The 17810-nt window shown below is 42.3% G+C and carries 15 protein-coding genes; 2 read left to right on the top strand and 13 right to left on the bottom strand.

Annotation, left to right across the window (positions count from 1 at the left end):
• Positions 1 to 7 precede the first annotated feature (7 nt).
• Genes ACYH0L_RS01740 through ACYH0L_RS01730 form a run of 3 tightly spaced genes read right to left on the bottom strand, consistent with a single transcriptional unit; the run spans position 8 to position 3217 of the window.
• Positions 8 to 1054: a Gfo/Idh/MocA family protein gene (locus ACYH0L_RS01740; protein ID WP_099726126.1), complete on the bottom strand. Its 1047-nt coding sequence runs from the start codon at positions 1052 to 1054 to the stop codon at positions 8 to 10.
• Entirely contained in the window at positions 1051 to 1917 is an 867-nt protein-coding gene (locus tag ACYH0L_RS01735) for an HAD-IIB family hydrolase (RefSeq protein ID WP_099726127.1), read from the bottom strand. Before ACYH0L_RS01735 ends, ACYH0L_RS01740 begins: the two co-directional genes overlap by 4 nt.
• Positions 1892 to 3217 carry a DegT/DnrJ/EryC1/StrS family aminotransferase gene (locus tag ACYH0L_RS01730; RefSeq protein WP_482354297.1) on the bottom strand — a complete coding sequence of 442 codons (1326 nt, stop codon included), beginning with the start codon at positions 3215 to 3217 and terminating at the stop codon, positions 1892 to 1894. Before ACYH0L_RS01730 ends, ACYH0L_RS01735 begins: the two co-directional genes overlap by 26 nt.
• Before the next feature lie 109 nt (positions 3218 to 3326).
• Between ACYH0L_RS01730 and ACYH0L_RS01725 the strand changes: the two genes are divergently transcribed.
• Entirely contained in the window at positions 3327 to 4316 is a 990-nt protein-coding gene (locus tag ACYH0L_RS01725) for a LacI family DNA-binding transcriptional regulator (protein WP_099726129.1), read from the top strand.
• Between the two features lie 40 nt (positions 4317 to 4356).
• Here the strand turns inward: ACYH0L_RS01725 and ACYH0L_RS01720 are convergent, their stop codons facing one another.
• The 3 genes from ACYH0L_RS01720 to ACYH0L_RS01710 form a co-directional block, all read right to left on the bottom strand.
• On the bottom strand, positions 4357 to 5979 hold the full coding sequence (locus ACYH0L_RS01720) for an L-lactate permease (RefSeq protein ID WP_256499276.1): 1623 nt from the start codon (positions 5977 to 5979) through the stop codon (positions 4357 to 4359).
• 43 nt (positions 5980 to 6022) lie between these two features.
• Positions 6023 to 6970, bottom strand: coding sequence for an L-lactate dehydrogenase (locus ACYH0L_RS01715; RefSeq protein WP_230031245.1), 948 nt, complete (start codon positions 6968 to 6970; stop codon positions 6023 to 6025).
• A gap of 214 nt (positions 6971 to 7184) precedes the next feature.
• A complete protein-coding gene (locus ACYH0L_RS01710; RefSeq protein ID WP_230031244.1) occupies positions 7185 to 8615 on the bottom strand; it encodes a YfcC family protein in 1431 nt (476 codons plus the stop codon).
• A 153-nt stretch (positions 8616 to 8768) separates the two neighbouring features.
• Between ACYH0L_RS01710 and ACYH0L_RS01705 the strand changes: the two genes are divergently transcribed.
• Positions 8769 to 9896: a M20 peptidase aminoacylase family protein gene (locus ACYH0L_RS01705; RefSeq protein WP_099726133.1), complete on the top strand. Its 1128-nt coding sequence runs from the start codon at positions 8769 to 8771 to the stop codon at positions 9894 to 9896.
• A gap of 57 nt (positions 9897 to 9953) precedes the next feature.
• Here the strand turns inward: ACYH0L_RS01705 and ACYH0L_RS01700 are convergent, their stop codons facing one another.
• From ACYH0L_RS01700 to ACYH0L_RS01670, 7 genes are all read right to left on the bottom strand, one after another.
• Positions 9954 to 10676, bottom strand: coding sequence for an SDR family NAD(P)-dependent oxidoreductase (locus ACYH0L_RS01700; RefSeq protein ID WP_367308262.1), 723 nt, complete (start codon positions 10674 to 10676; stop codon positions 9954 to 9956).
• Between the two features lie 134 nt (positions 10677 to 10810).
• Positions 10811 to 11566, bottom strand: coding sequence for an alpha/beta fold hydrolase (locus tag ACYH0L_RS01695; protein ID WP_256499275.1), 756 nt, complete (start codon positions 11564 to 11566; stop codon positions 10811 to 10813).
• Between the two features lie 108 nt (positions 11567 to 11674).
• Positions 11675 to 12559 (bottom strand): glycine betaine ABC transporter substrate-binding protein, encoded by an 885-nt coding sequence (locus tag ACYH0L_RS01690; protein WP_230031242.1) that lies wholly within the window; start codon positions 12557 to 12559, stop codon positions 11675 to 11677.
• A complete protein-coding gene (opuAB, locus tag ACYH0L_RS01685) occupies positions 12559 to 13413 on the bottom strand; it encodes a glycine/proline betaine ABC transporter permease subunit OpuAB (RefSeq protein WP_099726137.1) in 855 nt (284 codons plus the stop codon). Before opuAB ends, ACYH0L_RS01690 begins: the two co-directional genes overlap by 1 nt.
• The gene (locus ACYH0L_RS01680) at positions 13414 to 14643 is read right to left on the bottom strand and encodes a quaternary amine ABC transporter ATP-binding protein (protein ID WP_099726138.1); all 1230 of its coding nucleotides are present in this window, start codon (positions 14641 to 14643) and stop codon (positions 13414 to 13416) included.
• Positions 14644 to 15042: 399 nt separating this feature from the next.
• Positions 15043 to 16137 carry a toxic anion resistance protein gene (locus ACYH0L_RS01675; RefSeq protein ID WP_099726139.1) on the bottom strand — a complete coding sequence of 365 codons (1095 nt, stop codon included), beginning with the start codon at positions 16135 to 16137 and terminating at the stop codon, positions 15043 to 15045.
• 14 nt (positions 16138 to 16151) lie between these two features.
• On the bottom strand, positions 16152 to 17768 hold the full coding sequence (locus ACYH0L_RS01670; protein ID WP_230031240.1) for a YceG family protein: 1617 nt from the start codon (positions 17766 to 17768) through the stop codon (positions 16152 to 16154).
• Positions 17769 to 17810 lie beyond the last annotated feature (42 nt).

Raw genomic sequence — 17810 nt, 5'->3', positions numbered from 1 at the left:
CACCTCTTTAATATGCACGGGCAGAAACGACAGCCTCTTCCCTCTCGAAGCACGTATTGAGCGCAGCCTGCGCGCGATATCCATCTTCAAAATCAGCCACCTTCATATGAGATGGGTATGGATCTGTATTCACCCAATGCAATAGCTGATCACGGAATGTATCGGACCATCCGTAAAATTCATTAAGCGGATCAGTCAGCAGGGTTTGCGGCATTTGATGACGTTCTACACTTAAACCATCACTAATTTCATATTCGTTTTTCATGTTCGTATGGTATTTGAATACCTTGTCATGACCAATCACTTCTACACTAAATCCACATTCCTCTGGCTGCGAGCTTTTAGACGTCACCAAATGAAAGAACACTTGATTCTCCATTTGCCCAAAAATTTCGGTATGATCATCGACCTGCACCTTTTTCTCTTCTTTTTCCTTTACATGTGTCAGCATCTTCGTGTTAAGAGATTCTTTTTTCATTTCACTGCCAAATAAGTACCACAGCATATCAATCAAATGAATCCCAAGATCCCCCAGAGCGCCGCTTGTACGCAGACTCTCGCCGCTGTCTCTCCACGAAAATGTTTTTCTCCTGAGGGCACTATTTTTCTTAAAGTGTGTCCTGACTGTTAAAATTCGGCCCAATTCACCGTTGGCAATTAAGTTCTTCAAAATATTCACAAAGGATAAGTACCGATAGTTAAAACCAATACTGGCCTGAACCTGGAACTGTTTGGCTGTCTCCACCATTTCCTTCGCTTCTTTCAACGACACAGCCATCGGTTTTTCGCATAAAATCGGCTGTCCCGCTCTTAGCGCCTGAAGGGCATGGTCCTTGTGACAAAAATTAGGGGAGGCAATGATCAACCCATCAGATGCATCCGCTAGCGTATCGATACTTGAATACACCCGCCCTCCGTACTGTTTAATGAATCCCTGTGCTACTGATTCGTGCAAATCATAGACTCCAGATAATTCTGCACCTTTGATCGTTGATAATGCTCTTGCATGTGCTTTTGCAATATTCCCAGCTCCAACAATTCCAATTTTCTTCATGAATGTGCCTCCTCATGTTTATACATCACTGTTTTCAGTGTTTCGTAGATTCCTTTTGCATACCCATGATGACAAATTTGGTGATGGTGCCGTTTGGCCTCGGCCGTCGCATTTTGGACGAGAAACCCGTGCGTGACGGATTGAAGCATCTTCAAATCGTTCCCACTATCTCCAAAGGCAAAGCCTTGGTCTTTTGATAGATCATATTGACTCAGCATAAAGCGGACAATTTCATCCTTCCCTGTTCCGACTGGTAAAAAATCGACATCATAGCAATCCGCAGGGTCTCCTGCGAGTGGGTTGCATTTGTTGATGTTGACTGCCACACCCCGCTCCTTGGCAAGCGTTTGTATGAACGAGAGATGATGAAGGTCTGTCCGTTCATCCTGCTCCTGATAATAGAAATTTTTCTTATATCCTGAGCTGCCCAGCTGCGTTTGCGCCTTGAGGGTAATCCCCTTTTCACGTACGGTTTGCAGGATGTCTTCGATTTTTTCATCTGAAAAACCCTGTGCATCCAGCCGTTTCATCCATTCCGCATCTGGCTGTCCAAATTGAGCATCCGACGTATACACAATCTCAGTTCCTAAGTTCGACGCAATGAAATGCGGAAATTGGCTGAAGCCGCCTTTTTCCATTTTGCTCGTGACAGAATCGAGGCTGCTTCCCGTCACCCAGCCCAGCATGAGCTGCCCTGCTTCACTCTTTTCTGCCACAAATGCTTCCAGCCGCTTTACATCCTCCCTCTGCTTCTCCGTCATCCCGTGAGAATAATAGGTTTCATCAAAGTCACAGAAGACGATCCACTGAGGGTTCTGCGGCTGATTTAACAGCTTTTTATTGAATGGAAGATTTGAGAACATGACGGACCCCCTCGATGACTTTCTCCTGATCTTGCAGCGGCATTCCTGGGTAAAGTGGCAAATGGAGCAATTGCTGTGCTGCTTTTTCTGTGTGCGGAAGCGTCGTTTGTTTATACTTTTGAGAAACAAGATTTGTTTGATGCTGATGCGATAGAATTGGGTAATAGACATCTGTCTCTATGCCCATCTCCAGCAATTGCGCCGCCAGCTCATCTCGGTCTCCTTTCAGCACCCTGATTGGGAATAGATGCCATACATGATCATCCGTCAACTTCGAAAGCTTAATATACCCTTTATCCTCAAGCGATTGCAGCTGATCAATGTATCGCTTTGCTAAGTAAAAACGTTTAAAGTTTTGCAGACCTAAATACTTCATCCTTTCTAGTCCGATCGCTGCCTGCAAGTTATCGATCTTGGAATTAAAGCCGTAGTCACTGCGTTTGACATTTTTCTTTCCAGGTTCAAAGCCGTGATAGCTGATCTCCATGCATTTTTCGGCTAAGGCTTTATCATTCGTTGCGATGGCTCCTGCCTTTCCGCAGACTCCGAGATTTTTGTATGGGTTAAAGCTGAGAACAAGTCCGTCTCCAAATGCCCCAAGGCCGCTGCTGCCAATCGCCTGACAGCCATCCTCAATGATTTTCAGACCATGCTGCTTCGCAATTGCCGAAATGGCCTTCATATCCGCTTGCTTTCCATATAAATGAACCGGAAGAATGCATACCGTCTTATCCGTGATATGCTTCTCTATTTCACTCGGTGCCAGACAGTAGGTGTCTGGGTCAATATCGGTATAAACCGGAACAGCCCCAACGGCAAGTACTGCATTTTCTGTTGCAGCAAAGCTATTGGCTGGCAGAATGACCTCGTCTCCTGGATGGACGCCTGCTGATATGAGGCTGATCATGAGGGCATCTGTTCCACTTGACGTGGCAATGACATATTTTTTTCCTAAGTACTCAGCGAGCGTTTTTTCAAAACGTGGAATATATGGCCCTGAAGTAAAACGGCCAGAATTCAATACTTCTTTCAGCACCTGCATAATATCATCGATCTCATCCTCTGAAATCAATTTATCAACTGGCAGGAACGGTATCTTTTTTTCCTTATTTTGTTTATAATGGAAGAGAATTTTTTCCAAGCCCGTGTGCTCAATATCTTGCTCCAGGAACGTCACCAGCTTTTCATTCGCTAGATGCTTTTCAACTGAATCAGACTTTACTTGAACACCTTGATTGATCATATCCAGCAAAGGTAGATAATCCTTGCTTTTACCTGATATCTTCGTCAATATTTGCATTCCATTCCCTCCAATTAATCAATTCCATTTGTTAATATTTAACTTGTTTCACATTGTAAATGATGTTATCGATTTCAGAACAATAACTTTGTGTAAAGGATTTGTTAATATGTGTACAATTTATGAAATTGCCAAGCGCTGCGGGGTTTCAACCACTACTGTTTCTAGGGTGCTGAATCATCATCCATATGTGTCAGAGGAAAAGCGGCAGCACATTTTACAGGTGATGAAGGAAATGGAGTATACGCCGAGTTCAGCGGCTCGCACCCTTCGTTCACATCAGACAAAGACCATTGCTGTGTCTGTCCCGGCTGTGGACCATCCTTTTTTTGCACAATTGATTAAAGGCATTTCAAAGGAAGCACTGGATCAAGGGTATAAAGCTATCGTGCTCCAGACGTTTTACCAAGAATCCCTAGAGATCGAAGGGCTTCAATTATTAAAAAGAAAAGAAGTAGATGGCGTCATCTTAGGGGCATTAGAAAATAAGTGGGAAAAGATCGAGCCGTTTTTAGCAAACGGCCCCATTGTCATGGCGAATGAATATCATCAAACAGCAGACATCCCGATTATTGGATACGATGAGCGCGAAGCCGCCTATAAAGCTGTTGACTATTTGATTCGGTCAGGACGTAAATCGATTGGGTTTTGCTTTGATACAGAAAGTAGTGAGGCACAGAAACAAAGAAGACAGGGCTATCTTGATGCGCTTTCTGCTCACGGTTTGCCGCTAAATGAAGATTGGCTGTTTGGGGAGGCCTTTACCATTGAAGACGGCTTTCGCTTAATGGATTTGATCCATGACATGCCGGATACACCTGATGCCATTTTTACCGGCAATGATCAAGTCGCAGCAGGGCTCATTAAACAAGCCATTTCATATGGTTATCAAATCCCCGAGGATCTAGCGGTTATCGGCTATGACAACCAAGACATTTGCGAGGTAACGGCTCCAACGATCACCACCATCGACATTCCGATCGTAGAGCTTGGCCAGCGGTCTGTGCAGCAAATGATCCAGCTCCTGCAAAACCAAAAACCATTAGAGCGTGAGCATATTCAGCTGCCTACCCGGCTCGTGACAAGAGAATCTACATAAACAAAAAAAGACTGATATGGCTCTCAGTCTTTTTTAAAACCTATACAAATTGAGCAAGAATGAACGTCCATATACACACGATGGCAAGCAGGATGACACTGTACTTCACTGTCTTTTGGAATAGCTCAGATTCTTTACCTGTTTCTCCAACGGCTGCTGTAGCGATGGCGATTGATTGTGGAGAAATTAACTTCGCCATGACACCACCGGTTGTATTCGCACCGATTAACAAACCTGCCTGTGAGCCGATTTGAGAAGCAGTGACCGCTTGAAGGTTACCGAATAATGCGTTGTTACTCACGACAGATCCCGTAATAAACACACCGATCCAGCCAAGTACTGGGCTGACAAGCGGGAACAAATCGCCTGTTTTTGCAAGCGCAAGTCCAATTGCAGAGCTCAGTCCGGCAAAGTTCGCCAAGCCTGCAAAACCCATGACAAAACAAATGGTGAGAACAGGTACCCACAGCTCCTTCACCGCTGCTTTTAAGCAGGCAGCGCCTTCTGTTAATTTAATATGTTTACTAAGCAATCCTGTCAGCATGACCGCAATGAAAATGGCAGTACCTGTTGCACTGATGACATCAATTTTAAAGATCGCATCAATGGGGGTTTCTGTTTGTGCAATTGGTGGTAATTTCACAATTTGCTGATGTAGAAACGGCATTTTCACTAAAATCGTCGTCCAGTTGAGTGGTCCTCCCACAGCAAACAATGCTTTAAATGCTGGCAGACTCCATACAGTAATAACGGCAGTTAAAATATAGAATGGAGACCATGCTTTCAAGACTTCAACTCCGCGATACGTTTGTTTCTGTTCAATGGCTGGTGCTCCTTCTTCACGATAAATGTGTTTTGGCTGCCATTTTCGAAGAAATAAAGCCAAAATTCCCATACTTGCTAAGGCTGAAATAATGTTGGCAAGCTCAGGGCCCATCATCACCATCGTTACAGCTTGCAAAATCGCATAACTTCCACTAACAACAAGCAAGGCTGGCAGCGTTTCTTTAATCCCTTTGAAGCCGTCTACAATCAAAATGAGTAGAAACGGGATACAGAAAGAAATAAATGGGATCGTATACACAAGGGTTTGAGATAAAGCGAGCGGCGTCATATTGCCCATTTGCGCCCCTGTAATGACTGGGATGCCCACTGCACCAAATGCGCCAGACGCAGCATTGGCAATTAAGCAGAGCATTGCGGCTTTGAGTGGTTTAAATCCAAGCTCTGTTAAGAGGGCGGCACTGATCGCTATCGGTACCCCAAACCCAGCTGCTCCTTCTAAAAATGCGTTAAAACTAAAACCAATTAATAAGAGCTGAAGACGTTGATCTTGAGATATTCCTGCAATACTAGAACGAATGACATCAAATTTTCCAGATTTCACAGCAATTTTATAGAGCCATACGGCCATGATGACGATATATCCAATCGGCCACAGCCCATTAGATATACCGAGCAGCACAGCAGATAGTGCCTTTTCAACTGGCATATGAAAGAAGAAAACAGCTGTTACAAAACTGACGATTAAGGTAAAACAAGCGGCTAAAACACCTTTTAACTTAAATACGGTTAATGCAAATAGAAAAAATAAAATTGGAAGCATTGCCACCAATGCACTTACGAACTCATTACCAAACGGATCATATATTTGCTGCCACATAGTGATTCATCCTTTTCTGCTCAGATAGATTGTCTTTGATTGATTAAAAATGAGGAGCCAAAATCTCTTTTAGCACATTTACACTGTGTGCGAACTTTTCTTTTTCCGTCTCGTCCAGTGCAAGCTCCATAATTTCTGTTGCACCATTTCGGTTCACAAGGGCAGGTACACCAATGTAGACATCTTCTGCTTCGTACTCTCCATCTAAATAAGTGCTGACAGTCAAAATGCTGTTTTCATTGTGCAAGATCGCTCTTGTGATGCGGGCTAAACTCATCGCTACGCCGTAGTAAGTGGCACCTTTTTTCTCAATAATTTGGTATGCGGCGTGACGGACATTTTCCATGATTTCATCTAAGTCTTCTTGTTTGTATTGATCATTTCTCTTCATTAATTCTGTAATCGGTACACTCCCGATATTCGCATGACTCCAAACAGCAAGCTCTGTATCACCATGCTCTCCAATGATGTACGCATGCACGTTGTGTGCCGCTGCTTCAAAATACTCACTGAGCATGTATCTAAATCTTGCGGTATCAAGAGTGGTCCCACTACCAATCACTCGTTCTTTTGGAAGTCCACTGAATTTCCAAGTGGCATATGTCAAAATATCAACAGGGTTTGTGGCAACTAAGAAAATGCCATCGAATCCGCTTTTCATCACATTGTCTACAATGCCTTTAAAGATATTTAAATTTTTCTCAACAAGGTCAAGTCTCGTTTCACCTGGCTTTTGGTTCACTCCAGCACAGATACACACAATATCTGCATCCTTACAATCCTCATAATCTCCATACCACGTATTCACAGGATGCGGGGCAAATGCTTTCCCGTGGTTTAAATCCATTACGTCACCCATTGCTTTGTCTTGATTCAGATCAATCACAACCAATTCATCTGTGATCGCTTGATTTATTAATGTAAAGGCATAACTACTGCCGACGAAACCTGCTCCAATAAGTGCTACTTTGTTTACTTTTTCGTTTGTCATGTTTCCTCATCCTCCTGAGTAAAACTAGGTTGTGTTTATTTGTGAAGTATTTCACATACTTATTGTGCAATATTTCACAAACTTTTGCAAGGGGGTTACTCAAAAAAATATGTAGCGAATTTGTGAACACACTTATTGTGCTTTAAAACCGCTGTTTCCATACATATTTCCACAAAAAAAGCTGCCAAACTCTCTTCAGCAGCTTCATACATGTTTAATAAGGTCCCCAGTTAATCATCACTCCGATACAAATAAACACAAGACCGATGACAAACCAAATGAGCGCAAGCGGCACCATAAAACGCAGCCACTTCACATAAGGAATACCACTTGCAGCAAGCACAGCCATCAACACACCTGAAGTAGGATTGACACAGTTGACTACTCCTTCGCCGAGCATGACAGCTTCTACAGCTACCTGTCTCGTGATGCCCATTAAATCAGCCAGCGGCGCAAGAATCGGAATAAAGACAACAGCTTCTCCTGACCCTGATGAAATCAAAAAGTGAAGGAGCGCACTCGCCATATACATCCCGATCGCACCAGCAATTGGACTAAATCCTGTCAGCATACTCGCCAAGCCATTGACCACTGTATCAAGCAATTTACCGTTTTCTAGAATAACTGAAATGCAGCGCGCCATCCCGACAATAAGTGCGCCGTATACAAGGCTTTGACAGCCGACAATAAACGTTTTCGCAATATCATTGGCTGCTAATCCGCCAAGCAGTCCAGCAGCGATCGCCATAAAAATAAACACACCCGCCATTTCCTTATCGGTCCAGCCAAGCTGAAGCGCGCCATATAAAAAGCCCCCAAGTGACAAACCACACACCGCTAAAATCAGCTTATGTCTGCTGGTAAAGGCAGGCTTGTCCACTGATTCCGCTTCAGCTCCTCCAAGCCCCTTAGCAGGAAACCATTGATCGCCAAGAAGGCTTCCCTTTTCTTTATTCTTCAGGCGCCTTGTATATAAGTAGATGTACACAATACTAGAAATCAGAAAGCAAAGATAAATAATGACACGAAGACCAATTCCAGAAAAGATTGGCAGCTCTGCAATCGTTTGAGATAAACCTAGTGGAGATGGTGATAAAATCGTTGCGTTAAAGCCGGCATAACAGCCGATGTAAATGACCGCCGCCCCCGCCACAGCGTCCCACTTCAAAGATCGTGCCACAATGATGCCGATAGGAATAAAGCCAATGACAGAGTTCACGACAATTCCGGTCGTCCCAAGCACAGAAAATAAGCCACCGACAATACAAATGAACAGTAACTGCTTTGTTTGAAACCGGCTGATGACATGGTGAATCATCCCGTTAATTGCACCTGTCCGTTCCAAGATCGCAATGGTTCCGCCAGTAAATAAAATCAGAAAAATAATAGAAGATGACCCCACCATTCCTTCTTGAATGGCTGTGAAAAAGCCAACCGCACTCACTGATGATTGATCAATGCGATGATAGCTGCCAGGAACGGCTGTTGTGATATCTCCTGATGTTTTTCGGTCAAATTCACCTGCTGGTACAAAATACGTTGCAATAGTACAAATCAGTGCAATCATAAATAAGAGCACATACGCATCCGGCATTTGAAGTTTTCGTTTTTGCTTCTTAGGTGCTGATACTGTCGCTGTTTTCATCTGGCATAACCCCTTTGTCCCGATCAGAATTTAACTTAATTTTCTGAATAATCAAATGATGTGTTATATTATAAACATCAATGATATTTAAGATCAATATTATTTCACTAAAAGAATGTTTTGGCAGATTATCTGTCAGCAAGGAGGCTTCTCATGACAACTTTGACAAACGAAATGAAACAAACCGTGACAGACATCTTTGAGCACCTGCATGCCCATCCAGAAATAAGCTGGGAAGAAACGAATACGACCGCTTATATCGAAGACACTTTAAAGAAGCTGGGCTGCAAGACACGAACATTTGAAGACTGTACAGGGGTGATCGGTGAAATTGGAGAAGGCGCACCAGTGGTCGCAGTGAGAGCCGATATTGATGCACTTTGGCAGGAAGTAGATGGGGTGTTTCAAGCCAATCATTCATGTGGTCACGATGCGCACATGACGATGGCCCTCGGCACCTTCATGGCATTAAAGGAAAAAGAACGACCGAACGGCACGATCCGGTTCATTTTTCAGCCAGCTGAAGAAAGAGGCGGAGGCGCTCTGAAGATGATTGAAAAAGGTGTGTTATCAGATGTCGATTACTTATACGGAGTGCACGTGCGCCCAATTCAAGAAACACTAAACGGACGCTGCGCTCCAGCGATTTTACACGGGTCAAGTAATCATTACATCGGAACAATTATTGGAGAGGAAGCGCACGGTGCACGCCCACACCTCGGTATCAATGTTATTGAAGTCGCTGCTACCCTCGTGCAAAGACTAGCGCATATACATGTCGACCCAAGAGTAGCGCATTCTGTGAAAATGACCAATCTGAATGCAGGCGGCGGCAGCTCAAACATCATACCTGGTAAGGCTTCTTTTACACTAGATATTCGGGCACAAACAAACGAAGTGATGGATGAACTAGAAAAGGAAATTGAAAGAGCTTGTCATTCTGTAGCGGACGCCTTTGGCGCTTCTATTACACTTTCAACAGATCATCGTTTGCCAGCTGCGACATTAAATGAGGATGCCGTCCAGATCATGTCTGATGCGATTGAACACGTTTTAGGCAAAGAGCAGCTCGATCCGCCGATCGTGACGACAGGTGGAGAGGATTTTCATTTTTATGCAGCAGAAGTTCCGCATATCAAATCCACGATGCTCGGATTAGGCTGTGATTTAACACCAGGGCTTCATCATCCTTATATGACATTCGACCGCTCTGCTATCTTTACCGGCATTGAGATTTTGACTGAGGCTGTATACAAAACGCTTCAGCAGCATGTATCGTAAAATAAAAAAAGCCACCCGTCTTTTCTTAAAGCGGGTGGTCTACTTTATTCCGACCATTTAAGCATTCAAATCTGTCATCGCTGGGACGTTGATTTCTTTCACACAAGATACCCTTGATAAATGAATCACGCATCTCGCAAGCTCCACAATATCTTGCACAGGTATTCTTGTTTCATCATATAGGGTGATGGCTTTTTCTACTCCATCTTCATAAGGAATCTCAGCCGCAAGCTCTCCTGGATTGATGCAGGTCACGGATATTTTATCTTTTCTCACATGCTCTCTCAGTGCATTCACAATCCCGCGCAATCCAAATTTAGACGCTACAAAGGAAACCTGCGGCAGGTTCGTATGGTCGAGTCCCGCAGTAGAGCCAATCACGATGATCTTTCCACTCTCAGATTTCCTTACGTGCGGAAGCAATGCTTGGATGTAGGTAATGGTTGAGGTAACATTCACATTGATTAAATGAGCGATATCCTCTGGCTGATCCTCATTGAAAGAATAATCGTCTTCAAAGCCTCGTTTCTCCCATAAACCCACATTATAAATCAGGACATCAATGGCCTTGTTCCCCAATGCTTCGAGCATAAAAGGGATATGTGTTTGGCTTGATAAATCGATTTTCAGCCAAATTCTATGTACTCCGTCATCTATGTTCAAACTGCTTGGTTCACTTCGTGACACAATCCAAACTGTATCTCCACTTGAAGGAAGACCTTTCACAAAAGCATCCCCTAATCCTTGACTTGCACCGAAAATGATATAGTTTTTTCTCATTAGCTCCTCCTTCTATGGCTCACGAGCTTCCAGTCGTGCAACAGCTCAGCTGTAAGCATGTTTATATCTATATCATACAAATTCTAAGACACGGCTGCCCCTTTTATGCCTGTCTTCACTTCATCATGGCATGACTACCTGATTTCTATTAATTCAGCTGGTAACTCACGCGCCTCTACAAAGCATTTGATCATTTCGGTAAAGAGGTCTTTCTTTTCAAAAGTAAACGTATGTCCAATGGCTGGAACGATGAATCCTTCTGCCTTTGGGTGTGCATTCGTGATTTTTTTCGCTGACCGTTTCATGATGCCTCTTTCCTTTTCTCCTACTGTCACAAGAATCCGTGCTTTTGCTTGCTGAAACGTGTCTGGCAGCTTGTAATGAAGGTTTTCTTGAAACATTGTAAGAAGAATTTCCTTTTGCAAATGTTTCGAATCAGCCGCATAATGTTCCAGTACATGCTTTGGAATCCCCATCTTTTCAGCTTGATGCTGGATAAACCAATCTTTCTTTAATAACGGGTACGTAAGAGGTAAAATAGGCTTCACCATCAAATAGAGCCAAGGCAACGGCATCACAAGGGCGCTATTGATCACGGCTATGTCTACGATGTCTGGCTCTCTCGATAACATATCAACGGCAATCTGCGCACCTAGAGAGAATCCAATGAGAATGACTGTACGGCCGTGCGCATGCTCCTCAATCCATGAGATGATCTCACGGGTGCTTTCTCGCATGGAAAACGGCTGTTCATTTGCTCTTGTCCCATGACCGATGAGATCAGGGGTATAGCAATCATATACTTCTTTAAATGTTTCAATCTGTTCCTGCCACATCCAGCTGCTTACTCCTCCACCATGCAGGAAAATCATGATTGGCTTATCCATCATCGACAACTCGTCCACCATCCTTATGTATAAGAAAAAAGCAGCCGCTTTTTGAGCAGACTGCTTTTTCCATAGCTCCCTTCTATTATAAGGGAACCGTTACATAATTGGCTATTTTTTCAAATCCTCAATGGAATTCACGTTCTTCATATATGTCGGAACAACTAGACCAATTTTAACACCTTTCATACTTGTTCCCACATCTTCATATTTGCCTTTAAATTTCTCTGCGTATACTTTATGTGTTTGTGGCAACCATGCTGCAAGTGAAGCATCTGCGCTTCCATCAGCAATCGCTGTCCACATTGGACCAGCTTCAACTTGAGTCAATGTTACGTTATAACCTAAATCCTCTAACACTTTTCCTACCACATTTGTACTAGCAATTTCACTATCCCAAGCAACGTAGACAAGTTTCATTTTTTCTCCATTTACCTTATCTACACCTTTAGTCCATTTACTTACTAAATCCTTATGCTTCTTCACAAAGTCCGCAGCCGCATCCTTTGGCTTTTTCCCTTCTTGGATCGCAAGCATGACTTCTCCCATGTCATCTTCAGACCAGTTAAACTGACTAAGTAATTGATTTGCTTGAGGTTGATCCTCTGCAAAACCTTTCCTTGTGATTGTGTGAATTTCTTCTGCTTCACCAAACACACCCTTAGGGTCTTTTAAATACTTCAAATCATACTTAGAAAACATCCAATGAGGATTCCATCCAGTGATGATGATCGGTTCTTTTTTATCATAAGCTTTCTTTAAAGACGCTGTCATAGAAGAACTAGATCCTGAAGTCACTGACCACTTAGATAAATCGTAATCCTTTAAAGCATTATCTGCAGCTTCCATAATTCCCGCACCTGGGTCAATTCCAGTAATTTTATACTTCACCTGTTCTCCAACTGTTGCATCTTTATTATTTGTTGCACTACCACAAGCAGCTAATCCCAAAGTCAAAATCGCCGCCGCACTTATCCCTACAATTTTCTTAAACATTAAACGTCCCCCCTAGTTTTTTTGGTTTTTATATTTTGTGTAATTCGGTCAAGAACAATAGCCAAAATAACGATGGCAATCCCTGCCTCTACACCAGTTCCTGTTTTCAATTGAGTCACAGCTCGGTATACTTCTTCACCTAATCCAGGCGCACCAACCATTGATGCAATGACAACCATAGATAAGGCTAACATAATGCTTTGGTTAATCCCTGCCATAATGGTCTTTGTCGCAAGTGGCAGCTGTACTTTAATTAATCGTTGACTCGTTGTCGAACCAAATGCCTCAGTCGCTTCAATTAAAGTGGCCGGAACTTGTTGGATACCTAATATCGTCATTCTAATCGTTGGAGGCATCGCAAAAATAACAGAAGCTACAACTCCAGGTACTACCCCAATATTAAAGAAGAAAATAGCAGGTAACAGATAAACAAAAGCAGGCATTGTCTGCATTAAGTCTAAAATAGGTGTAACAATCTGCCTAACTGTATTTTTCTGTGAAGCCCAAATACCAATTGGAATACCGATAATAATCGAAATGATAACAGATGTTAAGACCAAGGATAATGTCTGTAACATGGCACTCCAATAGCCTAGATAATCAATAATAAAGAAACCAACTAAAGCAAAGATAGCAATTCCTCTTTTACTAATAAACCACGTAATACCAGCAAAAATAATCGTCAAAATGATGGGTGGAACAAATCCTAAACCATCTGTAATCATTTGAACAAATGCAGCTAAACCATTAGCAATACCATCAAATATACCGCCAAAAGTCGCAGTTAACCAATCAATAAATTGATCAATCCAATCTGCTAAAGGGATTCTAGGAAGTGATGATAAAGATAGCATTTAGTTCACCTCCTGTGTATGAATTAAATTAATGTATTGATCGTTTCCTGCAAGCGCTCCAATGAGTGCTCCTTTCACAACGATACCCTTCATACGGTTTTTATCGTCTACTACAGCAATTGGGATATTGGATTCCGAAACAAGTTCAAAAAGATCGGTTAAAACCGTATCTTGGTGAATGGTTTTCATATTTTGATGGATCACATCTTTTAAAGTCAGTTGATTTTCCGTTGCACGCTGCGCCTCTTCAGCAGAAATGACCCCCAACAGGCGATTTTGTTTATCAACAGCATAAATCGAAGATATACCCAAGTTTTTCATTAAGGTTAGAGCAACTCTTGGCCCCTTATCAATCTGAACCGTTTCAGCTCTTTTCATAATATTCCCAGCTGTCAACACTTTAGACAAATCTACATCCTCAACAAATCGCTCTACATATTCGTTTGAAGGATTCATTAATATCTCTTCTGGTGTACCAATTTGTACAATGTTACCGTCCTTCATTAATACAATACGATCACCAATTCTAAGAGCTTCATCTAAATCATGTGTAATAAAAACAATTGTTTTGCCGACCGAACTATGCAGGTCTAATAACTCGTCTTGCATGTCCTTTCTAATAAGTGGATCAAGCGCACTGAATGCTTCATCCATTAATAAAATGTCTGGATCATTTGCAAGTGCCCGAGCTAGTCCGACACGTTGCTGCATTCCTCCACTTAATTGGTTTGGATACTGATCCTCAAACCCTTCAAGACCTACAAGCTTGAGTGCATCCATTGCTTTTTGCTTTCGTTTTTCTTTTTCTACACCTTGCAATTCAAGTCCGTATTCTGTGTTCTCCAGAATTGTACGATGCGGGAACAATGCGAAGTTTTGGAAGACCATGCTCATCTTTTTTCGTCTCACTTCACGCAATTGATCCTTTGACATATTTGTTATCATATCCCCATCAATATATATTTCTCCGGAGGTTGGTTCGATTAACCTATTTAGCAGCCGCACAAGTGTGGACTTTCCGCTCCCTGATAGCCCCATGATGACAAATATCTCGCCGTCATAAACATCAAAATTTGCTCGATTGACACCAACTGTTGCGCCAGTCTCTTTTAGGATATCTCTTTTTGTTTTCCCTTGTTCAAGCATTTGAGATGCTTTTTTAGCATTTTTACCGAAAATTTTAGATACATTATTTATCTTGATCTTGATATTTCTCTCTTCAGAATTCATTTTTTCCCTCCAAATTAGCATCTTTATAACCGTAACATAAGCGTTATGATGCGAACAATCTTTAGAATTCGCTTATTTCCGCACAATATGTATGAATTCCATATAGAGGTCTGGTGATTAGAGACCATACGCCGTTTTACTCTTAAATCCTATAGAATGCTTCAAAAACTACATATTTTACGGGGTATTTTCTCTCATCAGACAATATTTTACTGTAAATTCCTAATTGTGCTAAAAAATAAGTCGAATGCTCATGACACCGGACTTTTCATTGATGGGTGAATCTTTCCCCTGAACAGGATTTACCCGAAAATGGTCACATAAAAACCTTTTTCATTCAAATTTTAATAAAATTTATAAAAAACTGCCTGCAACTTTTGTTACAGGCAGCTCGTTTTTTTAGGACTCTAGGGCAGCCCGCTTAATATTATCTTGAAGCTCGAGCATTCGTTTTGTTCCATCTTCGCGTAATCGTTTGTTTTCCTCTTCGATCTGCTTCGTCTCTTTCATCCCCTGTACAATCGTATTAAAGGAGGATTCGATCGTTTCAATGTCGATACTCGGCCGTCCGGATAACTTGGCAATCTCAACACTTTGACTAGAGATATTTTCAGCATTTCGCTTCAGCATTTCATTTGTTCTTCTATCCAGCTCACTCATTGAATCAGCCACAAGCTTTTGTCTCTTCGCTGTGACAGCTTGAATGATTCCATTTTTGAAAATTGGAATGGTGATGATGAAGGCAGAGTTGATTTTCCCGATCAATTTCGTATTACCACGCTGCAGCAAACGGATTTGCGGTGCCGTTTGAAGAGCCACCATCCGTGCCATATCAAGGTCATATACACGCTCTTCCAGCGCTTGAATGCCATTACGAAGCGTATCAAGCTCCATTTGTGCCAGCTGGTTCCCACCAGCCGCTTTTTCTTCATAAGATGGAACCAATTGCTTTAATTCTTCGATTTTCATTTGACCTGCTACGACATATTTTTCAAGCTCCATATAGTATTGAATGTTATGCTCATACATTTCTTCAAGCGTCACGGTCGATTTGGTCATTTCGTCTTTATATTTACTGATTTCCACATTGATTTTTTCAATTTCTGCACCGAGTGTTTGATATTTACTGAAAATCTTTTCGATCATGCTGCCGCCGCGCTTAAAGATTTTTGACAATAAACCACCCTTTGGTTCGTCAAAATCATTTTTATCAAAACGATCCATAATCTTTCCAAGCTGCGTGAGCATCGTTCCTGAGTCTGTGACGCTTGTTGAACGCATCATGGAAAGGATACGATCAGAAAACTTAGAGATTTCGACAGCAGGCTGCTTTCCGTATTCAAGCAGATCCAGCTGATTTTTCGCATCAATCTGTCTCGCAATGTTCTGCACTTCTGGTTCATTTCGAAGCTGAACGCGAATGTCGTCTGCCTTCTCAATGGTGATTTCCTCTTTATCAATTGAAATGATGTCATTTCCGTTTGTATTTGTCATAAGCTTTGATCTCCTTATCGGTTTTTAATGGATTGAAATAACTTTCTGACGATGGACGGCTCTTTAAACTCCTGGTTCATGACCATTTCATCGAGCCAATGTATATCAAATAATTGGTCATCTATATACCGCTCTATACACTGATATCCCGCCGGATGATACACGAAGAGATCCACACCCATTTCATTCAGAAAAATCAGGGCAGCCGCATCAGAACGAGTCAGCTCACCATTGTATTCCGTATGGTATAAAATCACTTTCGGTACGGTTTGTGCATAATCAAAGGTTTGAATGAGTTCAATGAGATCCTGGCTAATATGCAGAACCTGCTTGAATAAATAAATACGAATATCTAATTCGGTCTCTTGGCCTTCTTTTATTAGCTTCGGATGCTGACAGATTCGAGATATCGCCTCTGCCATCGCACGCTGCGTGCCCTCATATAAATGAGAAAACTGCCACACATTGCTTTTCATTAATAATTCAGGATCAATCTCTCCCACAGGAGAAAGTGCATGCTGATAATGAAATTGATAATTCGAAGACACTTCTTTCGTAAAAGGGAAATGGCGAATGATCTTCGTCTCTTTCCCCTCCATTAATGTGTGGATACGGTCCCAGTATTCACGCTTGTCTCGCGTGACCCCCATCATTTTCGCAAAAAGATTCGGAATCTGTATTGTGTCCCGGTCTGCTTTGAAATTAGGGCGGATAAAAGATCGTTCTTTCGCAATTAAAAACAGCTCGTCATACGTTGTCTTTAACGTAATGGAATGAGGTGTATGATCTCTGAATTGCCACGGCTTATACAGCATTGAATCTTCTGTGTGAAGCACCTCTTCAAGCTCTCTTGTCGAGCGGTACGCCACCGTTGATTTTCTCTCAGGCTTTTCAGTGGGGAACGGCTCAAGCTTTGAAGTCCCCGGATACTGATCAATAAAAGTCAGCTTTTCTTCTGGATCTAATTCGCGGAACGGATCCTTGCCTTCCGGATGAAATAGCACAACATCACAGCCAATCAGCATGACATAGTAAAGAAAATAAAGCTGACTTTTATTCGCCTCTCCATACCAAATGACTGCCGGCATTTTTTCTTCTACATTTACTTCCTTCAGCCATGGTCCTAGATGGTTATTTGAAAACTTCACCACATCTAGTAGGACGCGGCGGAAATCGGGATGCTGAAATCCGCCCTCATGCAGCTGCTTGAAATGCTCAAACACCTTGATCAATGAAAGGCGGATATGCCGGTTCATTACAGGGTTTGGATGGCGTACAATCAGCTGTTCGCCATCTAAAAAAGCCACAAAGCGATTCACGGACAATCCCTTTTCTTCTTGGTTAATCAAATGAATTCGTTGAAGAGCTTGAAAATGCTCCGGCTCAATATGACGATTAAGTGATTCACTTAAAATATGCATGCCGTCTGTTTCATATAATTCATGTAAATAAATAAAATAATCGGTTGCATCATGCGGAGTTCCAAGGACCCGGGCGGCGAGATGCGGCAAGGATAACGTATGCTCGTCCTTTACATAGCCGTCTCGTTCAGGGAGCGGCTTTTTCAGCACGTTTTTCCAGGCTTCCTGCTCCGCCCGTGTATGGGTAACATTGATTTCTTTATAGCTCACGCCGCTCCTTCCTTTCTCCTATATTTTCTCGAAAGCTACTAC

This window comes from Bacillus sp. MC1252, assembly GCF_056838025.1.
Note: the sequence above shows the minus strand (reverse complement) of the source record. Positions and strands in the feature narration are given on the sequence as shown.

Coding starts and splice junctions, on each gene's coding strand:
- ACYH0L_RS01740 (WP_099726126.1), bottom strand. CDS start 1,054: ATGAAGAAAATTGGAATTGTTGGAGCTGGGAATATTGCAAAAGCACAT.
- ACYH0L_RS01735 (WP_099726127.1), bottom strand. CDS start 1,917: ATGTTCTCAAATCTTCCATTCAATAAAAAGCTGTTAAATCAGCCGCAG.
- ACYH0L_RS01730 (WP_482354297.1), bottom strand. CDS start 3,217: ATGCAAATATTGACGAAGATATCAGGTAAAAGCAAGGATTATCTACCT.
- ACYH0L_RS01725 (WP_099726129.1), top strand. CDS start 3,327: ATGTGTACAATTTATGAAATTGCCAAGCGCTGCGGGGTTTCAACCACT.
- ACYH0L_RS01720 (WP_256499276.1), bottom strand. CDS start 5,979: ATGTGGCAGCAAATATATGATCCGTTTGGTAATGAGTTCGTAAGTGCA.
- ACYH0L_RS01715 (WP_230031245.1), bottom strand. CDS start 6,970: ATGACAAACGAAAAAGTAAACAAAGTAGCACTTATTGGAGCAGGTTTC.
- ACYH0L_RS01710 (WP_230031244.1), bottom strand. CDS start 8,615: ATGAAAACAGCGACAGTATCAGCACCTAAGAAGCAAAAACGAAAACTT.
- ACYH0L_RS01705 (WP_099726133.1), top strand. CDS start 8,769: ATGACAACTTTGACAAACGAAATGAAACAAACCGTGACAGACATCTTT.
- ACYH0L_RS01700 (WP_367308262.1), bottom strand. CDS start 10,676: ATGAGAAAAAACTATATCATTTTCGGTGCAAGTCAAGGATTAGGGGAT.
- ACYH0L_RS01695 (WP_256499275.1), bottom strand. CDS start 11,566: ATGATGGATAAGCCAATCATGATTTTCCTGCATGGTGGAGGAGTAAGC.
- ACYH0L_RS01690 (WP_230031242.1), bottom strand. CDS start 12,559: ATGTTTAAGAAAATTGTAGGGATAAGTGCGGCGGCGATTTTGACTTTG.
- opuAB (WP_099726137.1), bottom strand. CDS start 13,413: ATGCTATCTTTATCATCACTTCCTAGAATCCCTTTAGCAGATTGGATT.
- ACYH0L_RS01680 (WP_099726138.1), bottom strand. CDS start 14,643: ATGAATTCTGAAGAGAGAAATATCAAGATCAAGATAAATAATGTATCT.
- ACYH0L_RS01675 (WP_099726139.1), bottom strand. CDS start 16,137: ATGACAAATACAAACGGAAATGACATCATTTCAATTGATAAAGAGGAA.